This is a genomic window from Geodermatophilus dictyosporus (assembly GCF_900115505.1).
GTDB lineage: Bacteria > Actinomycetota > Actinomycetes > Mycobacteriales > Geodermatophilaceae > Geodermatophilus > Geodermatophilus dictyosporus.
Window position 1 is genome coordinate 1 of sequence record NZ_FOWQ01000012.1, and the last position, 23,420, is coordinate 23,420.

The window sequence follows — 23,420 nt, forward strand, 5'->3', positions numbered from 1 at the left end:
CAACCGCTCAGGCAACCGCACCCTCAACCGGGTGCTCTACACCATGGCGATCACCCAGATCCGCGCCGACACCGAGGGCCGCGCCTACTACCTGCGCAAACGCGCCGAAGGCAAGACCGGCCGGGAGGCTCTGCGCTGCCTGAAACGACGGCTCTCCGACCTGATCTACAAGACGATGCACGACGATCTCGCCGCAGCACAGCAGCTCCAGCCGGCCTCCGGTCAGGACGGTGAGTGCAGCAGCGGCAAACGGGACACGTCTTCACGGCCGAAGCCAGCTGCGCGACAGGTTCGCAGTCCCTGACCTGCTCTTCGCTACGGCCAGTCCACCGCACCCACCGCCAGCCGAAACGCTACCGCCGAGCCCTTGCACATAGGAGCTCACTCCTGGTCCATGAACTCGTTGTGACGAGTTCTTGCGCGGCCCAGCGGCCGGCCGAAGTGGCCACTGGGCTGCGCGTGTGGCTCTGACTCGTCGACCGGCTACCGAGCGGGCACCAGCTCGGCGACCAGGCCGCGAACGCGGCCTTCGATCTCGTCGCGGATGGGTCGGACCGACTCCACGCCCTTGCCTGCGGGATCCTCGAGGGCCCAGTCGAGGTAGCGCTTGCCGGGGAAGATCGGGCAGGCGTCTCCGCAGCCCATGGTGATGACGACGTCAGAGGCTTCGACGGCGTCGGTGGTGAGCACCTTGGGGCGTTGGTCGGTGATGTCGATGCCGACCTCGGCCATGGCCTCGACGGCTGCGGGGTTGACCTGGTCGGCGGGCAGGGAGCCGGCGGAGCGCACCTCGACGGCGTCTCCGGTGAGGTGGCGCAGCCAACCGGCGGCCATCTGGGAGCGGCCGGCGTTGTGCACGCAGACGAACAGGACGCTGGGCTTGTCAGACACGGGTTGCCTCTCGGGTGGGGACGGTGTCATCGCCGGGGAAGTAGCGCCGCCCGGCCCATGGTGAGGCGTAGACGAGGACGACGAGCACGGGGACCTCGACGAGCCGCCGGACGACGCCGGCCAGGGCTTGACCGCTGGTCACGCCCAAGTCGCCGCTCGTCACGGCGGTAGCCAGCTCGAGGTGCTGCCCGCGGCGAGGGACGACAGGGTGGCGTCCTCAGCAGCACGGCGCCGGCGCCCGACGCAGAGCCGGAAGACTCGACCGCAGGTGCTCGAGGCGGGCCATCCAGCTGCGGGCGCGTCCGCGGCTGGCGGCGGGCACCGCATGGGCGAGGCGGCTCTCGGCCGCGGCGGCGATCAGGTCGACGTGGTGCTGGTCGAAGACCAGGCGGTAGGTCGCGGCGTCGTTCACGGCCGGCACCCGCAGCTGCTCGGCACGGCCGAGGCAGTGGCGTCGGTGCCGCAGCAGGAGGTCTTGACCGACGGCTCACAGCACGCTGCAGCCTCCGCCGGGGCGCAGCACGATCCGCTCGTGGCCCGGGCGGGCTTGGTCGCGCGCACGATGGCGCCGTGCAGGCCGGGGGCGACCTCGTGGGTGAAGGTGACCGAGGCGTCGGCGAAGCCGGCCGCGGCCAGGTCCTCCAGGTACTCAGCGCGCGACAGGGCACCGGCGATGCAGCCCACGTAGGAGCCGCGCTCGGCGCGCTCGGCCGGGGTCACGTCGTCCTCGGCGACGACGTCGGAGATGCCAATGCGCCCGCCGGGGACCAGCACGCGGAAGGTCTCGGCCAGCACCGCGGGCTTGTCGGTCGAAAGGTTCACGACGCAGTTGGAGATGACGACGTCGACGCTGGCGTCGTCCAGCGGCAGGTCCTCGATGGTGCCCTTGCGGAGCTCGACGTTCGCCGCGCCGGCCCTGGCGGCGTTCGCCCGCGCCAGGTCGAGCATCTCGTCGGTCATGTCCACGCCGTAGGCAAAGCCGGTAGGACCCACGCGGCGGGCCGAGAGCAGCACGTCGATGCCCCCGCCGGAGCCGAGGTCGAGCACCCGCTCGCCCTCGTGCAGGTCGGCGACCGCGATCGGGTTGCCGCAGCCGAGGGAGGCCAGCACGGCCTCCTCGGGGAGGTCCTCGGTGGTGGCGGTGTCGTAGCGGCCGGCGCCGAAGCGCTCGTCGACCTCGACGGCCTCCGCGGCCGGGCCACAACAACTGGCCTGTCCCCCGCCGCTGACCGCCTGGGCGGCCGCGGCATAGCGCGCACGGACCTGCTCGCGCACGTCGGCCTTGGTGTCGATCTCGGTCATGGCCCCTCCCTCGGGTCCTTGAGGTATGGACGTACGTCGATGTGCGACACTGACACGGGTCATCGACACATGTCAATATCGACGATAGCGAATGTCCGGTGCCATACTGGGGCCATGACCACGACGCTGCCGGTTGCCTCCACCGTGTGCTGCGCGCCGCTGGTCCGCGCACCCCTCGGCGCTGAAGACGCCACCCGACTGGCCACCACCCTCAAAGCCCTCGCCGACCCCGCCCGGCTGCGCCTGCTGTCGCTGGTAGCCGCCCACGAGGGCGGCGAGGCCTGCGTGTGCGACCTGATCGAACCCCTCGGCTTGTCCCAGCCGACGGTGTCGCACCACCTGAAGGTCCTTGTCGACGCCGGCCTGCTCACCCGGGAGAAGCGCGGCGTGTGGGCCTACTTCACCCTCGTGCCCGGCGCCCTCGACGCCGTGGCGTCCGTCCTGACCACCACCGGCTCCTGACCCCGCCTCGACGCCCACCACGCAGCGGCCGACGGTCGATCTGGAGGCCGCCCCGACCGGCATCGACCGGGGACAGCCAGCTGCTACGTGCCCGCGCAGGGCAGGAACTAGCGGTGACACCTGAGCGGGCGATCTCGACCGTCCCAACCCGAACCAACGCCCGTCATCCACAGCGTCAACGAACCGGGGAAGGACTGGAGACGGACTGTCGACAGCAGCGTCTGGGACGGCCAGCCTGGCGCGATGGCCGGGAGCATCGCCGCCCTCAAGACCCGTGACGGCACGACCCGCTACCGGGCTCGCTATCGCGATCCCAGCGGACGGCAACACGAGAAGCGCTTTGCACGCAAGATCGACGCCCGGCGATGGCTGGAGGAAGCCACCTCGGCCCTCGTCACGCAGACCTGGACCGCACCCGAGCGCGGCCGCGTCACCGTCGAGGTGTGGGCCGAGCAGTGGCTGGCAGCACAGGTCGGCCTGAAGCCGAGCTCCCGCCAGCGCTACGCCGATCTCCTGCGTGCGCACGTCCTGCCCGCGTGGGGCACGCACCGTCTGGCCGACGTCCGGCACGCCGATGTCGCTGCGTGGGTCGCTCAGACGCTCGAGCGCGGCTTCGCACCGGCCACCGTCCGGCACGCGCACCGGGTCCTCTCCCTATTGCTCGACCTCGCTGTGCGCGACGGCCGCATCCCGCGTAATCCGGCACAACGGGTGCCGCTACCACGCATCAACCGGGACGAGCCCCGCTTCCTCACCCGCGACGAAGTCGAGCGGCTTGCCGACTCAGCGGGCGACGACGGGGACGTCATCCGACTGCTGGCACACACCGGCCTGCGCTTCGGTGAGATGGCCGCATCACGCGTCCGTCGCGTCGACTTCCTGCGGCGGCGACTGACCATCGCCGAGTCCGTCACCGAGGTCGCCGGCCAAGCGGTGTTCGGCACTCCGAAGACGCACCAGCAGCGCACGGTCCCGCTGCCCGAGATGCTGGTCGACGCCCTGGCGCGGCGCTGCACCGGCAAGCAGCGCGACGACTTCCTGCTCACCACGTCGAGCGGGACCGTGCTGCGGCTGCGCAACTGGCGTCGGCTCGTCGTCGATCCGGCCGTGCGGGCGGCGGGTCTGACCGACGTCACGCTGCACGACCTGCGACACACCGCCGCCTCACTCGCCGTGGCCAGCGGCGCCACCGTGAAGGCCGTCCAGCGGATGCTCGGACACGCCTCGGCGGCCATGACGCTCGACGTCTACTCCGGCCTGTTCGACGACGACCTGAGCGATCCGGCCGCCCGGATGGACGCCGCGGCACGGGAGGCGGCGTCCACGCGTGTGGGCGCGGTGTGGGTGCGGCCGTCGCCCGGGCAGCCGTCAGCCTACGAAAATGCTGGTCAGCACGGTGGGCCCCGTGGGGATCGAACCCACAACCCGCGGATTAAAAGTCCGCTGCTCTGCCAGTTGAGCTAGAGGCCCGGCGGGCCCGATCCTCCCAGACCGGCCGAGGTCACCGCCCCGCGACGAGGCGCCATCCGCTGCCGGTCGCCCGGGCTCACAGCACGTCGAAGGCCACCAGCAGGAGCAGGGTCAGCAGGGCCGAGACGAGGAGGCTGCCGAGGCAGCCGAGCCGGCTGGAGAAGAGGAAGAACACCGTCCGGGGGTGCCCCGTACCCGTCGGCCGCAACCCTCCGTGACCGCGGCACCGCCCGGTCGGGGAGCAGCACCCGTTCAGGGGATCGCCGCGGGTGCCGCCCGCTACGTAGCGTCATCGCCAGCGCGGGGCCGACGCCCGCGCACCAGACCCCGGTCCGGTCGCCCGTTCCCCCCGGGCGGCCGGACCGGACCTGTGTCCGGGGCCGGTCAGCAGCCGCGGTCGACCAGTGCCGCGAGCTGGTCCCGGTCCGCCTGGTCCAGCGGCAGGTCCACCGGCACCTCCTCGTCGTCCCCCACCTGCAGACCGAGCAGGAACAGGTAGGGCTGCTTGGCCTCGGCCAGGGCGTGCGGGTCGCAGCGGGCCATCGTGAAGCGCAGCCCGACCTCCAGCGTCGACTCCCCCGCTCCCAGCGTCCGGGGGAGGTCGGCGGCGGCGGCGTAGTGCACGTTGCCCTGCAGCCGCGTCACGGTCACCGGCCGGTCGTCGTCGCCGGCGCGGGTGAGGGTCAGGGTCCCGGTCACCGCGTCCCCGTCCGGGGCCAGCCCGGGGACGTCCACCCCCGCGACGGCGAGGACGGTGCGCGCCGCGCACTCCTCGCTGTGGATCCGGGTCAGCACCGTGGCGGACAGCGGCACTCGCAACTGCTCGGCGCGCCCGTCGGGACGGACGACGGTCAGCCGCGCCGCCGCCGGCTCGGCCGCCTCCCCGCAGTCGACGTCCCCGTACCGCACGGGGACGTCGACGGTCCGCCCGGGCGCGAACGCGACGTCCACCGGCCGGTCGGGCAGCGGCGCGAAGCCGGGCGACTCGAGGGCCACCGAGGTGACGGTGAACGGCTCGGTGCCGGTGTCGGTGACGGTCACCTGCACCTGGCCGCCCACGGCCTCGTCGGTGCGCCACTGCCGCACCTCGGCCTCGATCCCGGGGACGGCGGCCACGGACGGGCCGGCCGGAGAGGTCACCGGAGCCGACGTGCCCGCGGCGTCGGAGCACGCGGCACACAGCAGGACGGCGAGCACCACCGCCGTCCGCCGCATGCCGCGGCAGCGTAGGCGCGCCGGGCGGCTACTGGTGCCGGCTGGGCAGCCGCGCCATCACCCGGCCGGCCTCCATCCGGACCTGGAGCTTCTCCTGCGGGTTGGCCGCCGGCCCGCGCCGCGGCTCGCCGTTGTCCAGGTCGAAGGCCGAGTCGTGCCACGGGCAGACCAGGCAGGTGTGCCCGCGGACCTCCTCGACGCTGCCCTCGTAGAGCGGCCCGGCCAGGTGCGAGCACGAGCCGACGAAGACGTCGACCCGCCCACCCCGGCGGACGACGGCCAGCGGGGCGGCCACCCCGCTGCCGCCCGCGGTGCGCAGCGCCGGCCGGCCCTCGGGCAGGTCGTCGAGCGGGCCGAGGTCGATCCAGTCCGACGTCAGCGCCCGGGCCGCCGTCGCCGCGTGCGAGGCCCCCGACGACTGGGCGTAGGACATGTGCCCGCCGACGGCGGCCGACCCGGTGGCGATGCCGAGCCCCGCGTAGGCCAGGACCCGGCCCAGCGTGCCGCGCCCCTTCGCCCGGGCCACCAGCGAGCCGACGTAGAGCCCCAGCGCCACGGTGTTGGACACCGCGTGCAGCGCGCCGAGCCGGCGGACGCCGATCTCCTGCTCCGACCAGTCCGCCGCCCCGGCCATCGCGGCGGGCACCGAGACGGCGACCCCGGTGCCGATGAGCACGGTCGCGGCCGGCCGCAGCGGCGGGATGGCGTCGAGCAGGCCGGCGGAGGCCCAGCTGCCGACGGGCACCTGCACCAGCACCGGGTGCAGCGGGTGCCCGAGCCACGTCCCGTGCAGGGCGTCCTTGACCGCCCCCGGCTTGAGCACCGCCTGCACGCCCTTGCGGGCCGACTCGATGGCCCGGTCGAAGGTGTTGACGTCCGCGAGTCGGTCGAGGATCCCCATCAGGCTCATGGGCCGCCCCTACCCGCCCGGAGCTGCGGTGATGCCGCCGGGACGTGGTGGATCACACACACTGCGTGCCGACTGTCAGGGCATGGGTGGGCGACTGACGGGGAAGTGTCAGCGACCGGCGAGAAACTGCTCGCCGAACGGTCGGAAGCGCGAGACGCTGGACGCCTGGGAGGAGCTGCCGTGACCTGCCCGTCGTTGTCCCGCCCCGTGGCGGTCGCCGACCTGTTCGGCGACCTCGCTGCGCGCGTGCGCTCGGACGACGGCGTGGGCCAGTTCTCCCGGTTCGTCCTCGTCGGCGGGTTCTCGAGCGCCGTGTACGGCCTGCTGTTCGTCCTCCTCCGCGGCCTGGGCGAGGTGCCCGCCAACCTGGTCGGCGCGGCGCTGTCGTCGGTGCTGGCCAACGAGCTGCACCGCCGGCTGACCTTCCGCGCCGGTGAGCGCGTGGGCTGGTTCGCCGCGCAGTGGGAGGGCGGCGCACTGGCCCTCGCCGGGATGGTCGCCACCAGCCTGGCGCTGTCGTGGTTCAACTCCTCGGTCCACGAGCCCGCCGTCGCCGCCGAGGTGCTGGTCATCGCCGCGGTCACCGCGACGATCGGCACGCTGCGGTTCCTGGCGCTGCGCTGGGTGTTCCGCCCGCGCCCCGTCTGATCCCCCATCGGGTTTACGACGCCCGGAACACGAGCACTCAGGATCCTGTTGTTGAACTCGCAACGATTCCGTTCTGTTCGTGTTCCGAGAGCCGAGGGCCCCCCGTGACCAAGATCGCCGTCATCTACTACTCGTCCACCGGCAACGTGCACCAGCTGGCCGCCGCCGTGGCCCAGGGTGCCGAGGAGGCCGGGGCCGAGGTGCGCCTGCGCCGGGTGCCCGAGCTCGCGCCCGAGGAGGCCATCGACTCCAACCCGCTGTGGCGCGCGCACGTCGACGCCACCGCCGGTGAGGTCCAGGAGGCCACCCCCGCCGACCTCGAGTGGGCCGAGGGCTACGCGCTGGGCAGCCCCACCCGCTTCGGGACGCCGGCCGCGCAGATGAAGCAGTTCATCGACACGCTCGGCGGCCTCTGGTTCACCGGGAAGCTGGCCAACAAGGGCGCGACCGCGTTCACCAGCGCGCAGAACGTGCACGGCGGCAACGAGACGACGATCCTCACGTTCTTCAACATCTTCTCGCACTTCGGCGCGGTCATCGTCCCGCCCGGCTACACCGACCCGCTGCTGTTCGAGGCCGGCGGCAACCCCTACGGCACCTCGAACGCCTCGGGCGGCAAGTCCGCGACCGTCACCGAGGCCGAGCTGGCCGCCGCCCGCTACCAGGGCCGCCGCCTGGCCGAGGTCTCGGCGAAGCTCACCGCCTGACCCCCGGCCGGCTGCGCCACGATCAGGTGGCCTGCTCCCCGCGCGTCCTCCCTCACCGTGCACCCTGAGGGAGGACGCGCTGGGTGCGGGAGGACGACGTGCGGGACGGGCGTCGTCCTCGCGGCGGACCGGTCACTAGCCTCGTTGCGGTGAGCGAGCCGTCACCGTCACCGGCCCCCGGCCGCGGGCGCCGGTGGGCCCGCGCCGCCGGCCGCTGGGCGTTCGGCCTGCTCGTCACGGTCGGCGGCGCCCTGGTCGGCATCCTCCTGCTCGGCCGGGTCGAGGCGCCGATCGGTCCCTTCGACGCCTCCCTCGCCTTCACCCCCACCGGCGGCGGCGCCACGGTCGAGGTCCCGCCGCTCGGGTCGCTCGCCGTCGACGCCTACGACGGCCCGCTGGGCCTCGACGTCCAGCTGCGCCGGGTGGACGAGGCCCGCATCCAGGCGCTGGTCGCCGACCCCGTGCGGCTCGACGGCCTGGTCGACCGCGTCAGCGACGACCTGCGCGACGGCGTCGTCCGGCTGGCCTGGAGGACGGCCGCGGCGGGTGTCGGCGGCGCCGTCCTCACCTCCCTGCTCGTCTTCCGCCGGCGTCGCGAGCCGCTCGTCGCCGCCGGCGCCTCGGTCCTGCTGCTGGCCGGCACCGCCGGGCTAGGCGCGGCCACCTGGCGGCCCGAGGCGCTCTCCCAGCCCACCTACACCGGGCTGCTGGTCAACGCGACCAGCCTCATCGGCAGCGCCGAGGACATCGTGGCCCGCTTCAGCGCCTACCGGGCCTCGCTGGAGGACCTGGTCACCAACGTGGGCACGCTGTACTCGACGCTGTCGGCCCTGCCGGCGCCGGGCGGCCCGACCGACACCGTCGCCCTGCTGCACGTCTCCGACATCCACCTCAACCCGGCCGGGTTCGACCTCGTCCGCCAGGTGGCCGACCAGTTCCGCGTCGACGCCGTCCTCGACACCGGTGACATCACCGACTGGGGCAGCGAGCCGGAGAACCAGCTCATCTCCTCGATCGGGCAGTTCGGCGTCCCGTACGTCTACGTCCGCGGCAACCACGACTCAGCGATCACCGCCGCGCTGGTGGCCGCCCAGCCCAACGCCACGGTGCTCGACGACTCCGCGACCACCGTCGCCGGGCTGACCGTCGTGGGCGCCCGCGACCCCCGCTTCACCCCCGACCAGGACGCCACCGGCGACACCGAGTCGCTCGAGCAGACCGGTGAGGACCTCGCCGAGCTCGCCGAGGAGCAGCCCGAGCCGCCGGCCATCGCGCTGGTGCACGACCCGAAGCAGGCGCCGCCGCTGGACGGCGTCGTGCCGCTGGTGCTGGCCGGGCACACGCACGACCGGGAGGTCGAGACCCTCGACGGCGGGACGCTGCTCATGGTGCAGGGCTCTACCGGCGGCGCCGGCCTCCGGGCGCTGCAGGGCGAGTACCCCGAGCCGCTGACCTGCACGGTGCTCTACCTCGACTCGGACGACGGCGCGCTGGTCGCCTACGACGACATCACGCTGGGCGGGCTCGGCGAGACGGAGGCGACGATCGTGCGCACCGTCGTCCCCGAGGAGGCCGCGACCGACGGCAGCACCGACGGCAGCACCGACGAGGGCACCGACGAGGGCACCGACGAGGGCACCGAGGACGGCGGCACCGGCGGCACCGACGCCCCGGCCTCCCCGACGGGCTGAGCGCCGCGTCCTACGCTCGCGGCCATGGCCCCGACGACGCGCACCGCCCGCCTGACCGCCGGCCTGCTGGCCGGGGGCATCGCCCTCGCGCCGCTGGCCGGCTGCTCGTTCACCTCGAACAACTTCTCCTGCACCACCTCCTCCTGCACCGTCTCGCTCGACGGGCAGGGCTCCGAGGTGGAGATCCTCGGCACCACGGTGACCCTCGGCGGCGTCCAGGACGGCCGGGCCACCATCAGCGTGGGCGGCGCCAGCGTGTCCTGCGGTGAGGGCGAGAGCGTCACGGCCGGCCCGCTGGCCCTGGAGTGCACCAGCGTGAGCGGCGACTCCGTCGAGCTGCGGGCCACCCTGAACTGAGGACCCCGCTGCCCCCCACCACGCGCTCCGCCGAGGGCGGCGCGGGCTCCGGCGGCGGGGAGGGAGGTGCGGCGGTCCACCGCGACGGCGTCGTAGCCGCCGGGCCACGCGCACGGCACCCGGCGGCCGTGCCGCGGCCCTCCCCCGTGCACCGGGGGGCGCCACGCCACGGGCGGGGAGGGGGTGCGAAAGGCGCCGCCGCGTGCCGTGTAGAGTCCTCCCTGCCCCCGGCGAGCACGAGCCCCCATCGTCTAGCGGTCCAGGACGCCGCCCTTTCAAGGCGGTAGCACGGGTTCGAACCCCGTTGGGGGCACGCACCACCAGCACGACGCAGCACGACACAGCAAGGCCCTGTAGCGCAGTTGGTTAGCGCGCCGCCCTGTCACGGCGGAGGTCGCGGGTTCGAGTCCCGTCAGGGTCGCTCACCCGGTGCCCGGCACCGGGAGGGGCAGGTAGCTCAGTCGGTACGAGCGCTCGCCTGAAAAGCGAGAGGTCGGCGGTTCGACCCCGCCCCTGCCCACACACTCCCCCTCCGGACGGTGCCCGGTGGCACTGCACCGCTGCGACCCGGCCTCCGACGAGGCACTGGCCGCCCGGCTGCTCGCCCTCCAGCGCGCCGCCTACGCCGTCGAGGCCCGGCTGATCGGCGACGACCGCATCCCCGCCCTGCACGAGGACCTCGCCGCGCTGCGCGGCGCCGGCCTGCGGTGGCTGGTCGCCGACGACGGCACCGGGGCGGTCACCGGGGCCGTCGCGTGGCGGGTGACACCGGACGGGCTCGACGTCGACCGGCTCGTGGTCGACCCGGCCCGCGCCCGCCGCGGCACCGGCCGGGCCCTGGTGACCGCCGTCCTGGCCGAGGCCGCCGGGGCCCGTGTCACCGTCTCCACCGGCCGCGGCAACACCCCCGCCCGCCGGCTCTACGCGGCGGCCGGTTTCCGGGGGACCGGTGAGCGCGAGGTGCTGCCCGGCCTGTGGGTGGTCGACGCCGTGCACGACGGGACGGCCTAGACGCCGACCACCCGGTCGGCCACCACCTGCCCGTAGACCTGCGCGTGCACGGCCCGCACCGCCGCGAGCTGCTCGGCCCGCCACGCGCGGTCGGCCGGCCGCGGCATCGGCCGGGTCAGCGCCGCGCCCACCGCCGCGGTGAGCGAGACCGGGTCGAGGCCGTGCTCCTCGTCGTTGCCGTAGACGACGACGTCGGACCACTGGTCGGCGAACCAGCCGCAGCTCGGGGCGACCACCCGGGTGCCGACGTCGCGGCAGACCTCCAGGTCCCGCGAGTGGGTGCCGCAGCGCTCGGGCAGGACCGCGACGTGCAGCTCCTGCAGCTGCCGGTCCCAGCGCGCCGGGTCGCGGGTCACCACCTCGAGACCCTCGGCGATGACCAGGTCGGGGTCGGGCGGCAGGTGCTCCCCGGCCTCGAGGAACACCCGCAGCCGGCCACCACCGGACACCGCGCCCGACAGCGCGGCGCGGACGAGGGCGGCCGGGTCGGGGAGCGCCGCCCCGGCGGTCCCCAGCGCCAGCCCGACCAGGCCGCGCTCGGCGCCGCCCTCGGGGTCGGCCCGCGCCACCGACGGGTGGGCGACCACGATCGCCGTCCGCCCGAAGCGCTCGGCGATCTCGTCGGCGGCGCCGGGGGTGAGGGTCAGGACGACCTCGGCGGTGGCCAGCAGGGCGGCCAGGTGCGCGTCGTGGCGCTGCCGGCCGGGCCGGCCGGGGTCACGCAGCTGGTGCACGGTCACCACGAGCGGGGTGCCGGTGCGGCGCACCGCCTCGGTCCAGCAGACGACCTCGTCCTCGGGCAGGTGCCCGAAGCCGCTGTGCACGTGGACGACGTCGACCCGGGCGGCGTGCGCGGTCAGGTAGGCCGGGTCCAGCCACGGGCTCGGGTCGTGCACCGGCCCGACGCGGACCGCGTCCGGCGGCAGCACCGCGTCGACGTAGGGGTCGGTGTGCGGCACCGTCGCGACGCGGACCCGTGGCGACGACGGAAGTGCGGGGACCACGCGTGCGAGCACTCCTCCTGCGGTCGAGCACTGCGACAGCAGGGCGGTGCTCCTCGGTGAACTCCGTGGGTTCCGGTACCCCGACCCGGTGCCGCACAACCGTCTGGAACCCCGCCGAGTGGCCCGGCTCACACGAAGGGGTCAGGCGCTGCGGGCCTCGCGCGCGGCGGCGTAGGCGGGCGCCCGGAAACGGGCCATCGGCCCGTCGGCGAGCAGCCCCGGCGGCGGGTTGCGGACGGCGTCGAACCGCAGGTCGGGGTCGAGCCCGTCCACCGGGCCGCCGAGGGTCAGCCGCGCGAAGGGCGCCCAGTCCCCCGCCCCGCGGGCGACGAGCAGCCGGAACGCCGTCCCGGGAGCGCGTTCCGCGATCGGCCCGGGGTCGGAGGGCACCCGCCGCGGGCCGTCGGGGACCGCGACCAGCCGCAGCGTCCCGGCCACCGAGCGGTAGCCCATGATCGAGCCGTAGGTGGTCGCGGCGTCGACGCGCGGCACGGGCAGGAAGCGGGTCCAGCGACCCCGGCCCGCCGTCGACAGCAGCAGGTCCACCGGCCGGTCGCCGGCCGGCAGGTGCACGGCCAGGCCGAGGAGGTCGGGCAGCGGCACGGGCAGGCCCGCACCCCGGGACAGCCGGACGACGGCCGGCTCCCGGCCCGGCCCGGCCAGCCACGGAACGCCCCAGTCGGGGCCCCCGGACCGCTCGAGGACGGCGTCGAGGACCACGCCCCGCGGGTGCATCGGCTTGCCCTGCCGTCGCCGGGCCAGGGTGCCCAGCGGCACGGCCGCCAGCCGGCCGGCCAGCCTCGCTGCGTCCTGCACTGCGTCCTCCTCGCGGCACGGGTCCGTCCGCACCCGGGGACCGGTCCCTACCCGGACGGCGGCGGCCGCACCCGGGCCCTGCGCGTGGGCAGCGCCACCGCGGCAGCGGCCGACAGGGCGCCGCCGACCGCAACCAGCACGAAGGCCGGCGCCCCCGACCCACCGGCGACGAGGGTGGGCAGCAGGCTGCTGCCGGCGATGCTGCCGACGTACCGGCAGGTCGACCAGACGCCGGAGGCCAGCCCGGCCCGCTCGGGCGGCAGGGCCTCCAGGCCCGCGACCTGGACGGCGGCCGCGGCGAGGCCCTGGCCCACCCCGCAGCCGGCGAGCAGCACCCCGGCCCGCACCGGGTCGTCGCCCGGGTCGGTCCAGACCAGCCCCGCCCCGGCTCCCGCCACCAGCACCCCGCCGAGCACGGCCGGGCGGCGCCGGCCCCACCGGTCGGCGAGTCGCCCGCCACCCAGGGCCGTGACGCCCGCGCCGACCAGCAGGCACAGCAGCAGCGGCACCGACGCGGCGCTGCCCACCAGCAGCGGGACGACGAGGAGCGCCGTGTACAGCGCGGCGTTGCCCGTGGCGACGGCGAGGCCCGCCGCGGACACCGTGCGGATGCCGAGGACGCGGACGTCGAGCACCGGCGTCCGCGTGCCGCGCTCGTGCGCGGTGAACCAGGCACCCCCGGCAGCCACCAGGACCGCACCGGCGGCCACCACGGCGGTGGGCAGGGAGCCCGCCCGGCTGAGCAGGGCCGCACCGCCGCCGAGCACGGCCAGCAGGAGGAGCGCGCCGGTGAGGTCGAAGGGCGTGCGCGCCGCGGGGCCGGACACCTCCGGGGGCAGCGCCCGGGCGGCCACCGGCAGCGCCGCGGCCGCGACCGGCAGGGTCACCAGGAAGGCGCCGCGCCAGCCCGCCAGCCCGGTGGCCAGCCCGCCGAGGGCGGGGCCGGCCGCGGCCGCGGCGATCGCGGCGGCACCGACCGCCCCGAAGGCGCGACCGCGGCGCTCGGCGGGGACGGCGACCCGCAGCACGGCGGCCGCGTTGACCAGCGCCAGCGCCCCGCACGCGGCCTGGGCACAGCGGAGGACCACCAGGACGGGCAGGTCGGGCGACGCAGCGGCCAGCAGTGCCGCGATCCCGGAGGCCGCCGTGCCGGCCAGGCAGCTGCGCCGCCGGCCCCACCGGTCACCGAGCGCGCCGGCCACCGGCTGGCAGGCCGCCGTCACGACGAGGTACCCGGTGACCAGCGCGACGACGCCGCCCGTGCCGGCGCCCAGCGCCGCGCCGATCCGTGGGAGGGCGACGGCGACCGACGTCGAGCCCAGCGGCACCAGCGCCGTCACCAGGCACGCGGCGAGGACGACACCGCGGGTGCCCGGCCGGGCGGGGGCGCTCACGCCAGGGTGGTGATCGGCCGCCGCTGCAGGAGGACCGGGGCGCCGCCGGGGATGGCCCACTCGACGTCGCTCGGGTCGCCGAAGAGCGCGTCGCAGCGCTGCGCCAGGTCGGCGAGCGCGGCCAGGTCGGCGTCGGTCAGGCAGGGCCGGCGCGCGCGGCCGCCGTCGACCGCGACCGTGGCGGTGCCGCCGCCCGGGCACGGGACGACGGCGCGGTCCTTGACGCCGACCACCGACTCGAGCAGCCGCCCGTCCCGGTCGAGGCGGAACAGGTCGGGCGTGACCAGCCCCTCCACGACGGCCTCCCCCAGCGCCCAGCTGGCCTCCACCACCAGCTGGTCGGCGCCGGTGACCGGGTCGCGGGAGAACAGCACCCCGGCGACGGTCGGGGCGACCAGGCGCTGCAGCACGACGCCGCAGCCGGCCGCCGCCGGGTCGCCGCGGGCCCGCCGGTAGGCCAGCGCCGACGGCGCGCACGCCGAGTCGGCCACCCGGAGCACCGCGGCGACGGCCTCCTCGGGGTCCTCGACGTTGAGCACGGTCAGGTGCTGGCCGGCGAAGCTGGACCGGGCGCCGTCCTCGCCGACCGCCGAGGACCGCACCGCCAGGGGGCCGCCGAGCGCGGCCGCCGCGTCCCGGACGACCTCCCGCGCGGCGGCGTCCTCCGCCGCGCGGGCGACGAGGCCGGCGGGCAGCGCCGTCCCGCCGGGGACGGGCAGCCCGGCGCGCAGCGCCACCCCGAGCGAGACCGCCTTGGCGCCGTAGACGTCGGCGTCCGCGACCACCGCCAGGGGCAGCGGCCCGGCGGTCACCGCACCGTGACCGTGCCGGTCGCGCCGTCGACGAGCACCCGGGCGCCGTCGGGCACCACCCGGGTGGCGTCCTGGCAGCCGACGACCGCCGGGATGCCGAACTCGCGCGCCACGATCGCGGCGTGCGAGAGCAGGCCGCCGCGGTCGGTGACGATCGCGGCCAGCCGCGGGAGCACCAGGTTGAACGCCGGGCCGGTGTTCGCGGCGACCAGGACGTCGCCGGGCTGCACCCGGTGCAGCTCGTGCGAGCCGGCCAGCACGCGGGCAGTGCCCTCGACCACGCCGGAGCTCACGGCGGTCCCCCGGACGGTGCGGTCGGAGCCGGCGCGCGCGGCGTCCCGGAGCACCGCGCCCACGACGAAGCCGACCGCGTCGTGGACGCGGGCGGCCGCGGGCGGCAGCCAGTCCGAGGGCACCGGCGGGCCCGGCGGGGGGCCGAAGAGCGGGGGCATGTCGCGGTAGTCGGCGGTGCGCCGCCACCGGACGCGCTCGGCCACCTCGCCGGCCGTGGGCCCGGCGCCCCCGAGCAGCAGCGCGGAGACCTCCGCCGGGGCGAGGTCGACGGCGTGGTCGGCCTCGTCGAGCAGGCCCCGCGCGGTGAGCCGGCGGCCGACCTCGAGCAGCGCCCGGCGGGCGACGCTGCCCTGCAGCCGGTCGCCGAACACGGCGCGCTCGTCCCGTAGCCGGTAGACCAGCCGGGCCTCGCCGAGGAGGTCGTCGAACTGCGCCCGGTGCTCCTCCGGGACGGCGGCCCGCACGCGGGCGGCGGCCTCCTCGGCACCCGGGGCCGCGGTCGCCCGGGGCCCGCCCAGGGCGGCGCGGATGCGGTCGACCACCAGGCCGGGCGCCTCCAGCGAGCCGGGTTCGGCCACCGCGTCCTCCCCGTCGAGGGGCATCGCAGCGAGCGCGGACAGCCAGCGGTCGGCGCGGGTGCCGACCTCGCCGTCCCGGCGCAGCAGGCGGCTGAGCACCTCGTCGGCCGCCACGTCGCCGGCCAGCACGAGGTCCCGGGCCTCCCGGTCGCCCTCCAGGGCCGCCACCAGCGCGGCCAGCTCGTCCGGCGCGCCCTCGGTGACGGGGCTGGCACCGGCCAGGCAGGCCAGCACGTCGGCCGGCGGGAGGCCGGTCCACCGCACGGTGTGGACGACGAGGTCACCGACCGGCAGCATCGCCGCGGCGTTGTGCCGGTGGTGCTGCAGGTGCCCCTCGGCCAGTGCCTGCGCGCAGCGGTCGACGTGCTCGGCGAGCCCGGCGTCGTCCAGCGCCGCCAGGTCCACGGCGCTCAGCGCGCGGTGCAGCCGCAGCAGCGCCGGCTTGACCGACTCGTCCCACAGCCGCAGGTCCGCCCGCCAGCGGCGCTCGGCGAGCACCGCCTCCGCGGTGGCCATCCGCTCGGCCAGCGCGGGCACGGTCGTGAGCAGCTGCCGGAACACCGGCTCCGGCGGCGGGCCGGCCGCGTCCGGGGGTGCCCCGACGGCACGGAGCCGCTGGTAGACGAACCCGCCCACGACGGCGGTGTCCAGGCACTCGAGGACGCTGCCGTAGCGGGCGAGCGTGTCGACGAACCCGGCCATGACCGGCTCGGCGAAGACGCCCGGGTCCGCGGTGAACGCGCACAGCGGCCGGGCGACGTGGCTGGCGTCGAGCAGCCAGGTGCCGGGGCCCGGGGCGCTCCACCGGCCCGTGCCGGCCGGTGCGGTGCCGACCGCGTCCGCGCCGTTCTCCGCCATGGCAGCCTCCTCGGGTCGGCCCCCGTTGGCCGAGCAACCTAGGCCCCAGGCAGGAGGCGCCCCAGGGCCCAAGGGCTCCGTCACCCGTGCCGGGGAGGACGCCCCGCGACGCGCCGTCAACCGGCGACACCTGCCCGTGTCGGACACGATGTCCGTCGTCTTCTGCCCTGGGGAACGGACCGGTTCACTACTTACCGTGATGAGGTGCTCACGACGCTCTTGGTCATCGGCGGGGTCCTCATCGGACTCGTGGTCCTGCTCGCCCTGATCGTGTCGCTGAGCGCCCGGCCCGCGACCCGCCCCGGCAACCGCGCCGCCGACTGGCGGGCCGACGCCGGCCGGCAGCACCCCGACGCGTGGTCGCCGCCGACCGGCCCCTCCACCGAGGAGATGCGCGCGGCCTGACCGCCCACGGACCCCGGCGTCCCGGCGGCTGCGAGCAGCGCGCCGCCGGGACAGCCCGGACCACCCGGTCAGCGCAGCGGCCGGCCCCACCGGGTCTCCGAGCGCAGCACCGGCTTGAGCACCTTGCCCCCGGGGTTGCGGGGCAGCACCGCCGGGCGCACCGACACGTACTGCGGCACCTTGAAGTCGGCCAGGTGCGCCCGGGCGTGCGCCAGCACGGCGTCGACGTCGAGCTCGGCACCCGGCAGCGGCACGAGGACGGCGCCCACCTTCTCCCCCATCACCGGGTCCGCCACGCCGACCACCGCGACCTCGAACACGCCCGGCGCGGCGGCCAGGACGTTCTCCACCTCGACGCAGTACACGTTCTCGCCGCCGCGGTTGATCATGTCCTTGGCCCGGTCGACGACGTAGGTGAAGCCCTCGTCGTCGATGCGGGCCAGGTCCCCGGTGTGCAGCCAGCCGTCGACGAAGGTCTCCGCCGTCGCCTCGGGCTTGCCCCAGTACCCCTGGACGACGTTCGCCCCGCGGATCAGCAGCTCCCCCACCCCGGTCTCCGGGTCGGGGTCGGCGACCTGCAGGTCGACCACGGGCGCCGGGAAGCCCACCGAGTCGGCGTGCGTGCCGGCGTACTCGTGCGGCAGGAACGTCGAGATCGACGACGTCTCGGACAGGCCGAAGCCGTTGCCCACCCGCGCCGACGGGAAGGACGCCTTGATCCGCTGCACGAGGTCGGGGGCGATCGGGGCGCCGCCGTAGGTGGCGAACCGGACGCCGCTGACGTCGACGTCGGCGAAGCCGGCCTGGCTGATCGCCAGCCAGAACACCGCCGGCACGGAGATGACGACGGCGATGCGCTCCTCCGGGACGGCGCGGAGGAACCGCCCGACCCCGAACGCCGGCATGACCACCGCGGCCGCGCCGCCCTGCAGCGCCACCAGCAGCTGGCTGTTGCAGCCGGTGACGTGGAACAGCGGCACGCTGATCAGGTTGCGCAGCGACGGGTCGTGGGCGGAGAGCCCGACCACCCGGCGGGCGGTCTCGGTGTTGCTGAGGAAGTTCTCGTGGCTGGTCATCGCGCCCTTGGGGAAGCCCGTGGTCCCCGAGGTGTAGAAGATCGCCGCGAGGTCCGGGCGCTGCAGACCCTCGGCGACGTGCGGCTCGCCGTCGGGCAGCGGGTCACCCGGCGCGAGCACCACCCGCGCGCCGCTGTCGTCGACGACGTACTGCGCCTCGGCGTCGGTGAACCGGGTGTTCACCGGCACCGCCACCGCCCCGGCCATCAGGGTCCCGAAGAAGGCCAGCACCCAGTCGGCGCCGTTGCCCAGCCGGATCGCCACCCGGTCGCCGCGCTGCACGCCCGCCGCGCGCAGCCCGCCCGACACCCGGGCGGCGGCGTCCCACAGCTCCCGGAAGGTCAACCGCGGCCCGTCCAGCTCGACGACGGCCTCGCCGCCGGGGTCGCGCTCCACCGAGGTGCGCAGCATCGCGACCACCGAGTCGGGCAGGTCGGTGTAGTGCTTGACCCCCGCGGCGTCGCGCTCGACGCCGCTCTCGTCGAACGGGTGGATGGTCATCAGCACGTCCCGACTCCTCAAGGTACCGGCACGGGGTCGTCCCCCAGCATCGCGGTGATCCGCTCCCCGGTCACCTCCTGCCCGCGCGGGCGAGCGGGTCAGCCGCCGGTCACCAGCTCCGCGGCCCGCTCACCCACCACCACCGCGGTCGCTGCCGGCCCGCGGGCGGGCACCTCGGGCAGCGCGGACAGGTCGGCCACCCGCAGGCCCTCGACGCCGCGCACCCGCAGGTGCTGGTCGAGCACCGCACCGGGGTCGCCGTCGGGGCCCATCCGGGCGCTGCCGGCCAGGTGCTGGGCCGTGGCCAGGTGCGCGCCCACCCAGGCGTCGAGCGCCCGGTCGTCGGCGAGTACGTCGTCGGCGGGCCCGCCGCGGCCGGCCACCAGCGGCGCCAGCGCCCGGGTGCGCAGCAGCGCGGCGGCCAGCCGGACCGCCTCCCGCAGCCGCCGCCGGTCGGCCGCCGTCGCCAGGTAGCCGTGCCGGACCCGCGGCGGGACGTCGGGGTCGGCGCTGGCCAGGGTGAGCTCCCCGCGGCTCTCCTCGCGGTAGAGGCCGGCAGCCAGCGCGAGCGTCTCGTCGTCCCCGCCGCCGCCCGGGACCACCCGCCCCCACGGGCGCAGCCAGGGCAGCACCTCGAGGTCGCCGGGCACCGGGGAGCCCTCCGAGGTCGCGTTCAAGCAGCTGTGCAGCGGCAGCGGCCAGTCGCCGTCGGGCAGGCCGGGGACCGGCGTCCAGGGGAGGTGGACGAGCGGGTGGTCGGACAGGCCGGCGCCCACGCCCGGCGCGTCGACGGCGACGTCCAGCCCGTGCGCGCGCAGCGCCGCGGCCGGGCCGATCCCCGACAGCAGCAGCAGGTGCGGCGAGCCGACGGCGCCCGCGGCCAGCACCACCTCACCGGCGGGCAGGCGCCCGGTGTCGGTGTCCACGCCCACGGCCCGGCCCCGCTCCACCAGCACCCGCCGCACCCGCACGCCGCCGCGCACGGTCAGGCCCGGGTGCCCGCGCCGCGGCGAGAGGTAGGCCATCGCGGTGTTGACCCGCACGCCGTCCCGGACGGTGAAGGGCACCGGGCCCCAGCCGGGCGGGCCGCCGGCGTTCTTGTCCGGCTCGTCGGGCACGCCGAGCTCGGCCGCCGCCGCCGCGAGGGCGTCGGTCAGCGGCGAGCCGGCGGTCGGGCGGCCGACCGGGAGCGGCCCGTCGGCGCCGTGCCCGGGCCGGTCGCCGTACTGCTGGTCGGCCTCGAGCCGGCACCAGGCGGGCAGGGTGGCCGCGAGGCTCCACAGGTCGTTGCCCGCCGCGGCCCAGCCGGCGTGGTCGGCGGGGGTGGCGCGGACGAAGTAGCCGCCGTTGACCGCGCTGGACCCGCCCACCCCGCGGCCGCGGGGCAGCGGCACCCGCACTCCGGGGGCGAGCTCGCTGGTCAGCGACCAGTTGGCCGGGTGCCCGGGGACGGCGGCCCGCAGCGTCGTGGCGTCGCGCAGGTCGGCCGGGAAGTCGGCGGGCCGGGCGTGGTCGGGGCCGGCCTCGAGCAGCAGCACGCGGCGGCCGGCGTCGGCCAGGCGGGCGGCCAGCGCGCAGCCGGAGGACCCGGCGCCCACCACGACGACGTCCCAGCCGGCGGTCACAGCCCCAGCGCCCCCGGCAGGTCCAGCCGGCGCACCTTGCCGGTGGAGGTGCGCGGCAGCTCGGCCACCGGGTGCAGGCTCTTGGGCCGCTTCACCGGCGACAGGCGCTCGCGGGCCCAGGCGGCGAGCGCCGCGGGGTCGGCGTCGCCGACGTAGGCCGCGACCACCCGCTGCCCCCACTCCCCGTCGGGGACGCCGACCACGGCGCTCTCCACCACGCCGGGGTGCGCGTCGAGCACGGCCTCGACCTCGGCCGGGTAGACGTTCACCCCGCCGGAGATCACCAGGTCCTCGCGCCGGCCGTCGAGCCAGACCGTGCCGTCGTCGTCCACCCGGCCGAGGTCGCCCACGGTGACCCGGTCGCCGCGCCAGGCGGCCGCGGTCTTCTCCGGCGCGCGCCAGTACTCGAACCGGGCCCACCGCGGCACCGCGCACCACAGCTGCCCGCCCTCGTCGGTCTCCAGCCGCCGCCCCGGGCGGGCCCGGCCGACGGAGCCGGGGTGGGCCAGCCAGTCCTCCGGGGGGCAGACGGTGAACTGCGCCTCGGTGGAGCCGTAGAACTCCCACACGCTGCCCTCCGGCGCCGCGGCGAGCACGGCCCGCTTGAGCGGCTCGGGACAGGGCGCGCCGGCGTGCACCAGCCGGCGGAACGACGACCAGTCGACCGGGTGGGCGGGGGAGCGGGACTGCGTGAGCAGCCGCTGCAGGTGGGTGGGCACGCAGAACGTCGTCGTCGGCCGTGCCGTGGCGACCACCCCGGCCGCGCGGGCGGCGTCGAAGGGTCCCGGGAGCAGCACCTGACCGCCGGCGAGCAGCGTGTGAACGGCGAAGCGCAGCGGCGCGGAGTGGTGCAGCGGCGAGAGGACCAGGTGCCGGTCGGCCGGCCCGAAGCCCCACAGCGCGATCTCCTCGGCGGCCAGCGCCCGGGCGTCGTCCTCGGCCAGCACCCCCGACCACACGCCCTTGCGCCGGCCGGTGGTGCCCGAGGTGTAGTGCATCGGCCGGGCCAGCGGCACGTCGGCGAGGTCGGCCTGCGCGTCGGCGGCCAGCAGCCGGGCGGGGTCGGCGCCGACGTCGAGCGCCGGGTCGGCGTCCGCCGCCAGGGCCGCCCGCTCGGCCGCGGGCAGCGCCGGGTCGAGGACGACGGGCACCACGCCGGTGCGCAGCGCCCCGAGGACGACCGCCAGCAGCGCCGGGGAGGACGCCGCCGAGACCAGCAGCCGGTCGCCGGCCCGCAGCCCGGCCGCCCGCAGCGCCGCCGCGGCCCGCCGCTGGTCGCGCTCGCCGTCGGCGGCCCGGACGACGGGCACCTCCGTCACGGCAGCGCGACCCGGTCGCCGTCGAGTCGCACGTGCCCCTCGGCGGCGAGCTTGGCCAGCGTGGCGCGGGTGGACTGGGCGGCGGCCGGCCACAGGTCCTGCGGCACCGCCGCGTAGACGTCGGCCACCAGCGCGTCGACGGTGCGGGCCCCGCGGACCATCGCCGCGAGCAGCTGCGCCTCCCGGAAGGCGCGGTGGGCCAGGTAGAAGTCGAGGACGGCGGTCGGGTCCTCGGTCAGCTCCGGGCCGTGCCCGCAGTACAGCGCGCTCGGCCCGAGGTCGTGCACCCGGCGCAGCGACTCGAGGTAGGCCACCACGTCGCCCTCGGGGTGGGTGACCACCGAGGTGCCGCGGCCCAGCACGTGGTCGCCGACGAGCACCGCGCCCGACTCCAGCCGGAAGGCGAGGTGGTCGTGCGTGTGCCCGGGCGTGGGGACGACGCCCAGCACGGTGCCGGCCAGCCGCAGCTGCTCCCCCGGCTCGAGCACCCGCCCGCCCGACCCGGCCACGGCGGCGTCGGCGGCCGCGACCGGCGCGCCGAAGCGGGCGCCCCACGGCTGCGCGGCCTCGGCGTGGTCGCCGTGGTGGTGGGTGACGAGGACGGCGACGCAGCGCGCGTCGCGGACGGCCAGCGCCTGCTCGACCGCGGCGAGGTGGGCGGGGTCGTCGGGCCCGGGGTCGACCAGGACCGCCTGCCCGCTGCCCGGCGCACCGACGACGTAGGTGTTGGTGCCGTCGAGGGTCATCCCCGACGGGTTGGGCGCGAGCACCCGCGTGACCAGCGGCTCGAGCTCCGCCGTCCGCGCCATCTCGCCGGGGGCGGGCAGGGCCCAGCTGGTGCGCGGGTCGGCCGGGGCGTGCACACCCGGCACCGTAGCCGCGCGTCGGGGCGGGCCGCCCGCCCGGCGGCTAGCCTCGGCGCATGCGCTCCGTGTTCTCCCGGTCCCGTCCCGTGCTGCTCGCCGCGGTCGGCGCCTTCCTGCTCACCGCCGGCTCCTGCGGCGGCGGGGGCGAGGGGTCCCAGGCCGAGGAGTCCGCGGAGGTCACCAGCGCCGGGACCAGCTCCAGCGCCGCGTCGTCGACCGGCGCGAGCAGCGGCTCGGCGGGTGCCGACCCGGCCGTCGCCGAGTTCTGCACCGCGGCCGAGCAGTTCGCGACGACGATCGGCACCGCGCAGTCGAGCACCACCCCGGAGGAGGTCGTGCCGGTGCTGCAGCAGGCGGCCACCGACTTCGAGTCGGCCACCCCGCCGCAGGAGATCGCCACCGACTGGGGCGTCCTCGGCGGCGCGCTGCGCACCTGGGCCGACACCGCCGGCAGCGTCGACCTCGCCACCCCGGACGGGCAGCAGCAGTTCCAGCAGCGCGGCCAGGAGTTCATCACGGCCTTCCAGGGGCCCTCGGGCACCAACGTCGAGCAGTACCTGACGGCCAACTGCCCGGGCGCCTGACCCGCCCGGCGCCGTCCCGGCCGCAAGCCCGGGTGCGCGGGGGCGGCTAGCCTCGGCGCATGCGCTCCGTGTGGTCCCGCTCCCGTCCCGTGCTGCTCGCCGCGGTCGGCGCCCTGCTGCTCACCGCCGGCTCCTGCGGCGGCGGGGGCGAGGGCTCCCAGGCCGAGGAGTCCGCGGAGGTCACCAGCGCCGAGACCAGCTCCAGCGCCGCGTCGTCGACCGGCGCGAGCAGCGGCTCGGCGAGCGACGACCCGGCCGTCGCCCAGTTCTGCACCCAGTCCGCCCAGTTCGAGGAGCTCGGCAACCAGCTGGGCGCAGCCACCCCCGAGCAGCTGCCCGGCCTGCTCCAGCAGGCCGCGGGCGCCTTCGACGCCGTCCAGCCGCCGGCCGAGATCGCCGGCCCCTGGCAGACCGTCGGCGACGCCGTCCAGACGTTCTCCGACACCGCCAACACCGTGGACGCCACCACGCCGGAGGGCCAGCAGCAGCTGCAGGCCGCGGCGCAGGAGTTCCTCGCGGTCGCCGGCGGCCCCGACGGCACCGCCGTGCAGCAGTTCAGCCAGGAGAACTGCGGCTCGGCCGCCCCCACCAGCTGAACACGGCGGCCCGCCACCCCTCCCGGGG

General features: G+C 76.5%; 24 protein-coding genes, 4 tRNA genes and 2 pseudogenes. 14 read left to right on the forward strand and 16 right to left on the reverse strand.

The window, feature by feature from the left end:
• Positions 1-304 (forward strand): annotated as a pseudogene (locus BMZ33_RS24315) (hypothetical protein); the annotation flags it as partial.
• Between the two features lie 179 nt (positions 305-483).
• Here BMZ33_RS24315 and BMZ33_RS21745 read toward each other — a convergent pair.
• The 4 genes from BMZ33_RS21745 to arsM all read right to left on the reverse strand — a co-directional run bounded on the left by BMZ33_RS21745 (position 484) and on the right by arsM (position 2,193).
• Positions 484-891 (reverse strand): arsenate reductase ArsC, encoded by a 408-nt coding sequence (locus tag BMZ33_RS21745; RefSeq protein ID WP_091116661.1) that lies wholly within the window; start codon positions 889-891, stop codon positions 484-486.
• On the reverse strand, positions 884-1,033 hold the full coding sequence (locus BMZ33_RS21750) for a hypothetical protein (RefSeq protein ID WP_169064696.1): 150 nt from the start codon (positions 1,031-1,033) through the stop codon (positions 884-886). The genes BMZ33_RS21745 and BMZ33_RS21750 overlap by 8 nt, the downstream gene beginning before the upstream one ends.
• Before the next feature lie 75 nt (positions 1,034-1,108).
• A complete protein-coding gene (locus tag BMZ33_RS21755; protein WP_136697385.1) occupies positions 1,109-1,303 on the reverse strand; it encodes a hypothetical protein in 195 nt (64 codons plus the stop codon).
• Entirely contained in the window at positions 1,300-2,193 is an 894-nt protein-coding gene (gene arsM / locus BMZ33_RS21760) for an arsenite methyltransferase (protein ID WP_091116667.1), read from the reverse strand. Before arsM ends, BMZ33_RS21755 begins: the two co-directional genes overlap by 4 nt.
• Before the next feature lie 114 nt (positions 2,194-2,307).
• Between arsM and BMZ33_RS21765 the strand changes: the two genes are divergently transcribed.
• Complete coding sequence (locus tag BMZ33_RS21765; RefSeq protein ID WP_091116670.1) at positions 2,308-2,655, forward strand: ArsR/SmtB family transcription factor; 348 nt, start codon at positions 2,308-2,310, stop codon at positions 2,653-2,655.
• A 243-nt stretch (positions 2,656-2,898) separates the two neighbouring features.
• Positions 2,899-3,849 (forward strand): annotated as a pseudogene (locus tag BMZ33_RS24770) (tyrosine-type recombinase/integrase); the annotation flags it as partial.
• A 203-nt stretch (positions 3,850-4,052) separates the two neighbouring features.
• Here BMZ33_RS24770 and BMZ33_RS21775 read toward each other — a convergent pair.
• The 3 genes from BMZ33_RS21775 to BMZ33_RS21785 form a co-directional block, all read right to left on the reverse strand.
• Positions 4,053-4,125: transfer RNA gene (locus tag BMZ33_RS21775), tRNA-Lys, on the reverse strand.
• Positions 4,126-4,509: 384 nt separating this feature from the next.
• Positions 4,510-5,340, reverse strand: coding sequence for a hypothetical protein (locus tag BMZ33_RS21780; protein ID WP_136697386.1), 831 nt, complete (start codon positions 5,338-5,340; stop codon positions 4,510-4,512).
• A 28-nt stretch (positions 5,341-5,368) separates the two neighbouring features.
• A complete protein-coding gene (locus tag BMZ33_RS21785; RefSeq protein ID WP_091116675.1) occupies positions 5,369-6,250 on the reverse strand; it encodes a Rieske (2Fe-2S) protein in 882 nt (293 codons plus the stop codon).
• A 180-nt stretch (positions 6,251-6,430) separates the two neighbouring features.
• Between BMZ33_RS21785 and BMZ33_RS21790 the strand changes: the two genes are divergently transcribed.
• The 8 genes from BMZ33_RS21790 (at position 6,431) to BMZ33_RS21825 (ending at position 10,664) form a co-directional block, all read left to right on the forward strand.
• Entirely contained in the window at positions 6,431-6,898 is a 468-nt protein-coding gene (locus tag BMZ33_RS21790) for a GtrA family protein (protein ID WP_169064697.1), read from the forward strand.
• Between the two features lie 104 nt (positions 6,899-7,002).
• Complete coding sequence (gene wrbA, locus BMZ33_RS21795; RefSeq protein ID WP_169064698.1) at positions 7,003-7,605, forward strand: NAD(P)H:quinone oxidoreductase; 603 nt, start codon at positions 7,003-7,005, stop codon at positions 7,603-7,605.
• Between the two features lie 149 nt (positions 7,606-7,754).
• Positions 7,755-9,296 (forward strand): metallophosphoesterase, encoded by a 1,542-nt coding sequence (locus BMZ33_RS21800; RefSeq protein WP_091116682.1) that lies wholly within the window; start codon positions 7,755-7,757, stop codon positions 9,294-9,296.
• Between the two features lie 24 nt (positions 9,297-9,320).
• Positions 9,321-9,653 (forward strand): hypothetical protein, encoded by a 333-nt coding sequence (locus tag BMZ33_RS21805; protein WP_091116686.1) that lies wholly within the window; start codon positions 9,321-9,323, stop codon positions 9,651-9,653.
• 240 nt (positions 9,654-9,893) lie between these two features.
• Positions 9,894-9,966: transfer RNA gene (locus BMZ33_RS21810), tRNA-Glu, on the forward strand.
• A gap of 34 nt (positions 9,967-10,000) precedes the next feature.
• A tRNA-Asp gene (locus BMZ33_RS21815) sits at positions 10,001-10,074 on the forward strand.
• Between the two features lie 25 nt (positions 10,075-10,099).
• Positions 10,100-10,173, forward strand: a tRNA-Phe gene (locus tag BMZ33_RS21820).
• A 26-nt stretch (positions 10,174-10,199) separates the two neighbouring features.
• Positions 10,200-10,664 carry a GNAT family N-acetyltransferase gene (locus tag BMZ33_RS21825; protein WP_169064699.1) on the forward strand — a complete coding sequence of 155 codons (465 nt, stop codon included), beginning with the start codon at positions 10,200-10,202 and terminating at the stop codon, positions 10,662-10,664.
• Here the strand turns inward: BMZ33_RS21825 and BMZ33_RS21830 are convergent.
• The 5 genes from BMZ33_RS21830 to BMZ33_RS21850 form a co-directional block, all read right to left on the reverse strand.
• Positions 10,661-11,668 (reverse strand): glycosyltransferase, encoded by a 1,008-nt coding sequence (locus BMZ33_RS21830; protein ID WP_091116690.1) that lies wholly within the window; start codon positions 11,666-11,668, stop codon positions 10,661-10,663. The two genes, BMZ33_RS21825 and BMZ33_RS21830, sit on opposite strands and share 4 nt — an antisense overlap.
• A 141-nt stretch (positions 11,669-11,809) precedes the next feature.
• Positions 11,810-12,484: a phosphodiesterase gene (locus tag BMZ33_RS21835; protein ID WP_091116693.1), complete on the reverse strand. Its 675-nt coding sequence runs from the start codon at positions 12,482-12,484 to the stop codon at positions 11,810-11,812.
• Between the two features lie 47 nt (positions 12,485-12,531).
• Positions 12,532-13,878, reverse strand: coding sequence for an MFS transporter (locus tag BMZ33_RS21840; RefSeq protein ID WP_169064700.1), 1,347 nt, complete (start codon positions 13,876-13,878; stop codon positions 12,532-12,534).
• Complete coding sequence (locus tag BMZ33_RS23595) at positions 13,875-14,690, reverse strand: PEP/pyruvate-binding domain-containing protein (RefSeq protein ID WP_169064701.1); 816 nt, start codon at positions 14,688-14,690, stop codon at positions 13,875-13,877. The genes BMZ33_RS21840 and BMZ33_RS23595 overlap by 4 nt, the downstream gene beginning before the upstream one ends.
• Positions 14,687-16,420 carry a PEP-utilizing enzyme gene (locus BMZ33_RS21850; RefSeq protein WP_091116702.1) on the reverse strand — a complete coding sequence of 578 codons (1,734 nt, stop codon included), beginning with the start codon at positions 16,418-16,420 and terminating at the stop codon, positions 14,687-14,689. Before BMZ33_RS21850 ends, BMZ33_RS23595 begins: the two co-directional genes overlap by 4 nt.
• 204 nt (positions 16,421-16,624) lie before the next feature.
• Between BMZ33_RS21850 and BMZ33_RS21855 the strand changes: the two genes are divergently transcribed.
• Positions 16,625-16,825 carry a hypothetical protein gene (locus tag BMZ33_RS21855; RefSeq protein ID WP_091116705.1) on the forward strand — a complete coding sequence of 67 codons (201 nt, stop codon included), beginning with the start codon at positions 16,625-16,627 and terminating at the stop codon, positions 16,823-16,825.
• Between the two features lie 68 nt (positions 16,826-16,893).
• On the opposite strand, the gene BMZ33_RS21860 is transcribed toward BMZ33_RS21855, so the two are convergent.
• The 4 genes from BMZ33_RS21860 to BMZ33_RS21875 form a co-directional block, all read right to left on the reverse strand.
• Positions 16,894-18,402 (reverse strand): class I adenylate-forming enzyme family protein, encoded by a 1,509-nt coding sequence (locus BMZ33_RS21860; RefSeq protein WP_091117034.1) that lies wholly within the window; start codon positions 18,400-18,402, stop codon positions 16,894-16,896.
• A 98-nt stretch (positions 18,403-18,500) separates the two neighbouring features.
• On the reverse strand, positions 18,501-20,027 hold the full coding sequence (mftG, locus tag BMZ33_RS21865) for a mycofactocin dehydrogenase MftG (protein WP_091116709.1): 1,527 nt from the start codon (positions 20,025-20,027) through the stop codon (positions 18,501-18,503).
• Complete coding sequence (locus tag BMZ33_RS21870; RefSeq protein WP_169064703.1) at positions 20,024-21,337, reverse strand: class I adenylate-forming enzyme family protein; 1,314 nt, start codon at positions 21,335-21,337, stop codon at positions 20,024-20,026. Before BMZ33_RS21870 ends, mftG begins: the two co-directional genes overlap by 4 nt.
• A 5-nt stretch (positions 21,338-21,342) precedes the next feature.
• Positions 21,343-22,209, reverse strand: coding sequence for an MBL fold metallo-hydrolase (locus BMZ33_RS21875; RefSeq protein ID WP_091116715.1), 867 nt, complete (start codon positions 22,207-22,209; stop codon positions 21,343-21,345).
• A gap of 59 nt (positions 22,210-22,268) precedes the next feature.
• On the opposite strand from BMZ33_RS21875, the gene BMZ33_RS21880 reads away from it, so the two are divergent.
• Positions 22,269-22,796 (forward strand): hypothetical protein, encoded by a 528-nt coding sequence (locus tag BMZ33_RS21880; RefSeq protein ID WP_136697387.1) that lies wholly within the window; start codon positions 22,269-22,271, stop codon positions 22,794-22,796.
• Between the two features lie 59 nt (positions 22,797-22,855).
• Positions 22,856-23,392 carry a hypothetical protein gene (locus BMZ33_RS21885; RefSeq protein WP_136697388.1) on the forward strand — a complete coding sequence of 179 codons (537 nt, stop codon included), beginning with the start codon at positions 22,856-22,858 and terminating at the stop codon, positions 23,390-23,392.
• Positions 23,393-23,420 lie beyond the last annotated feature (28 nt).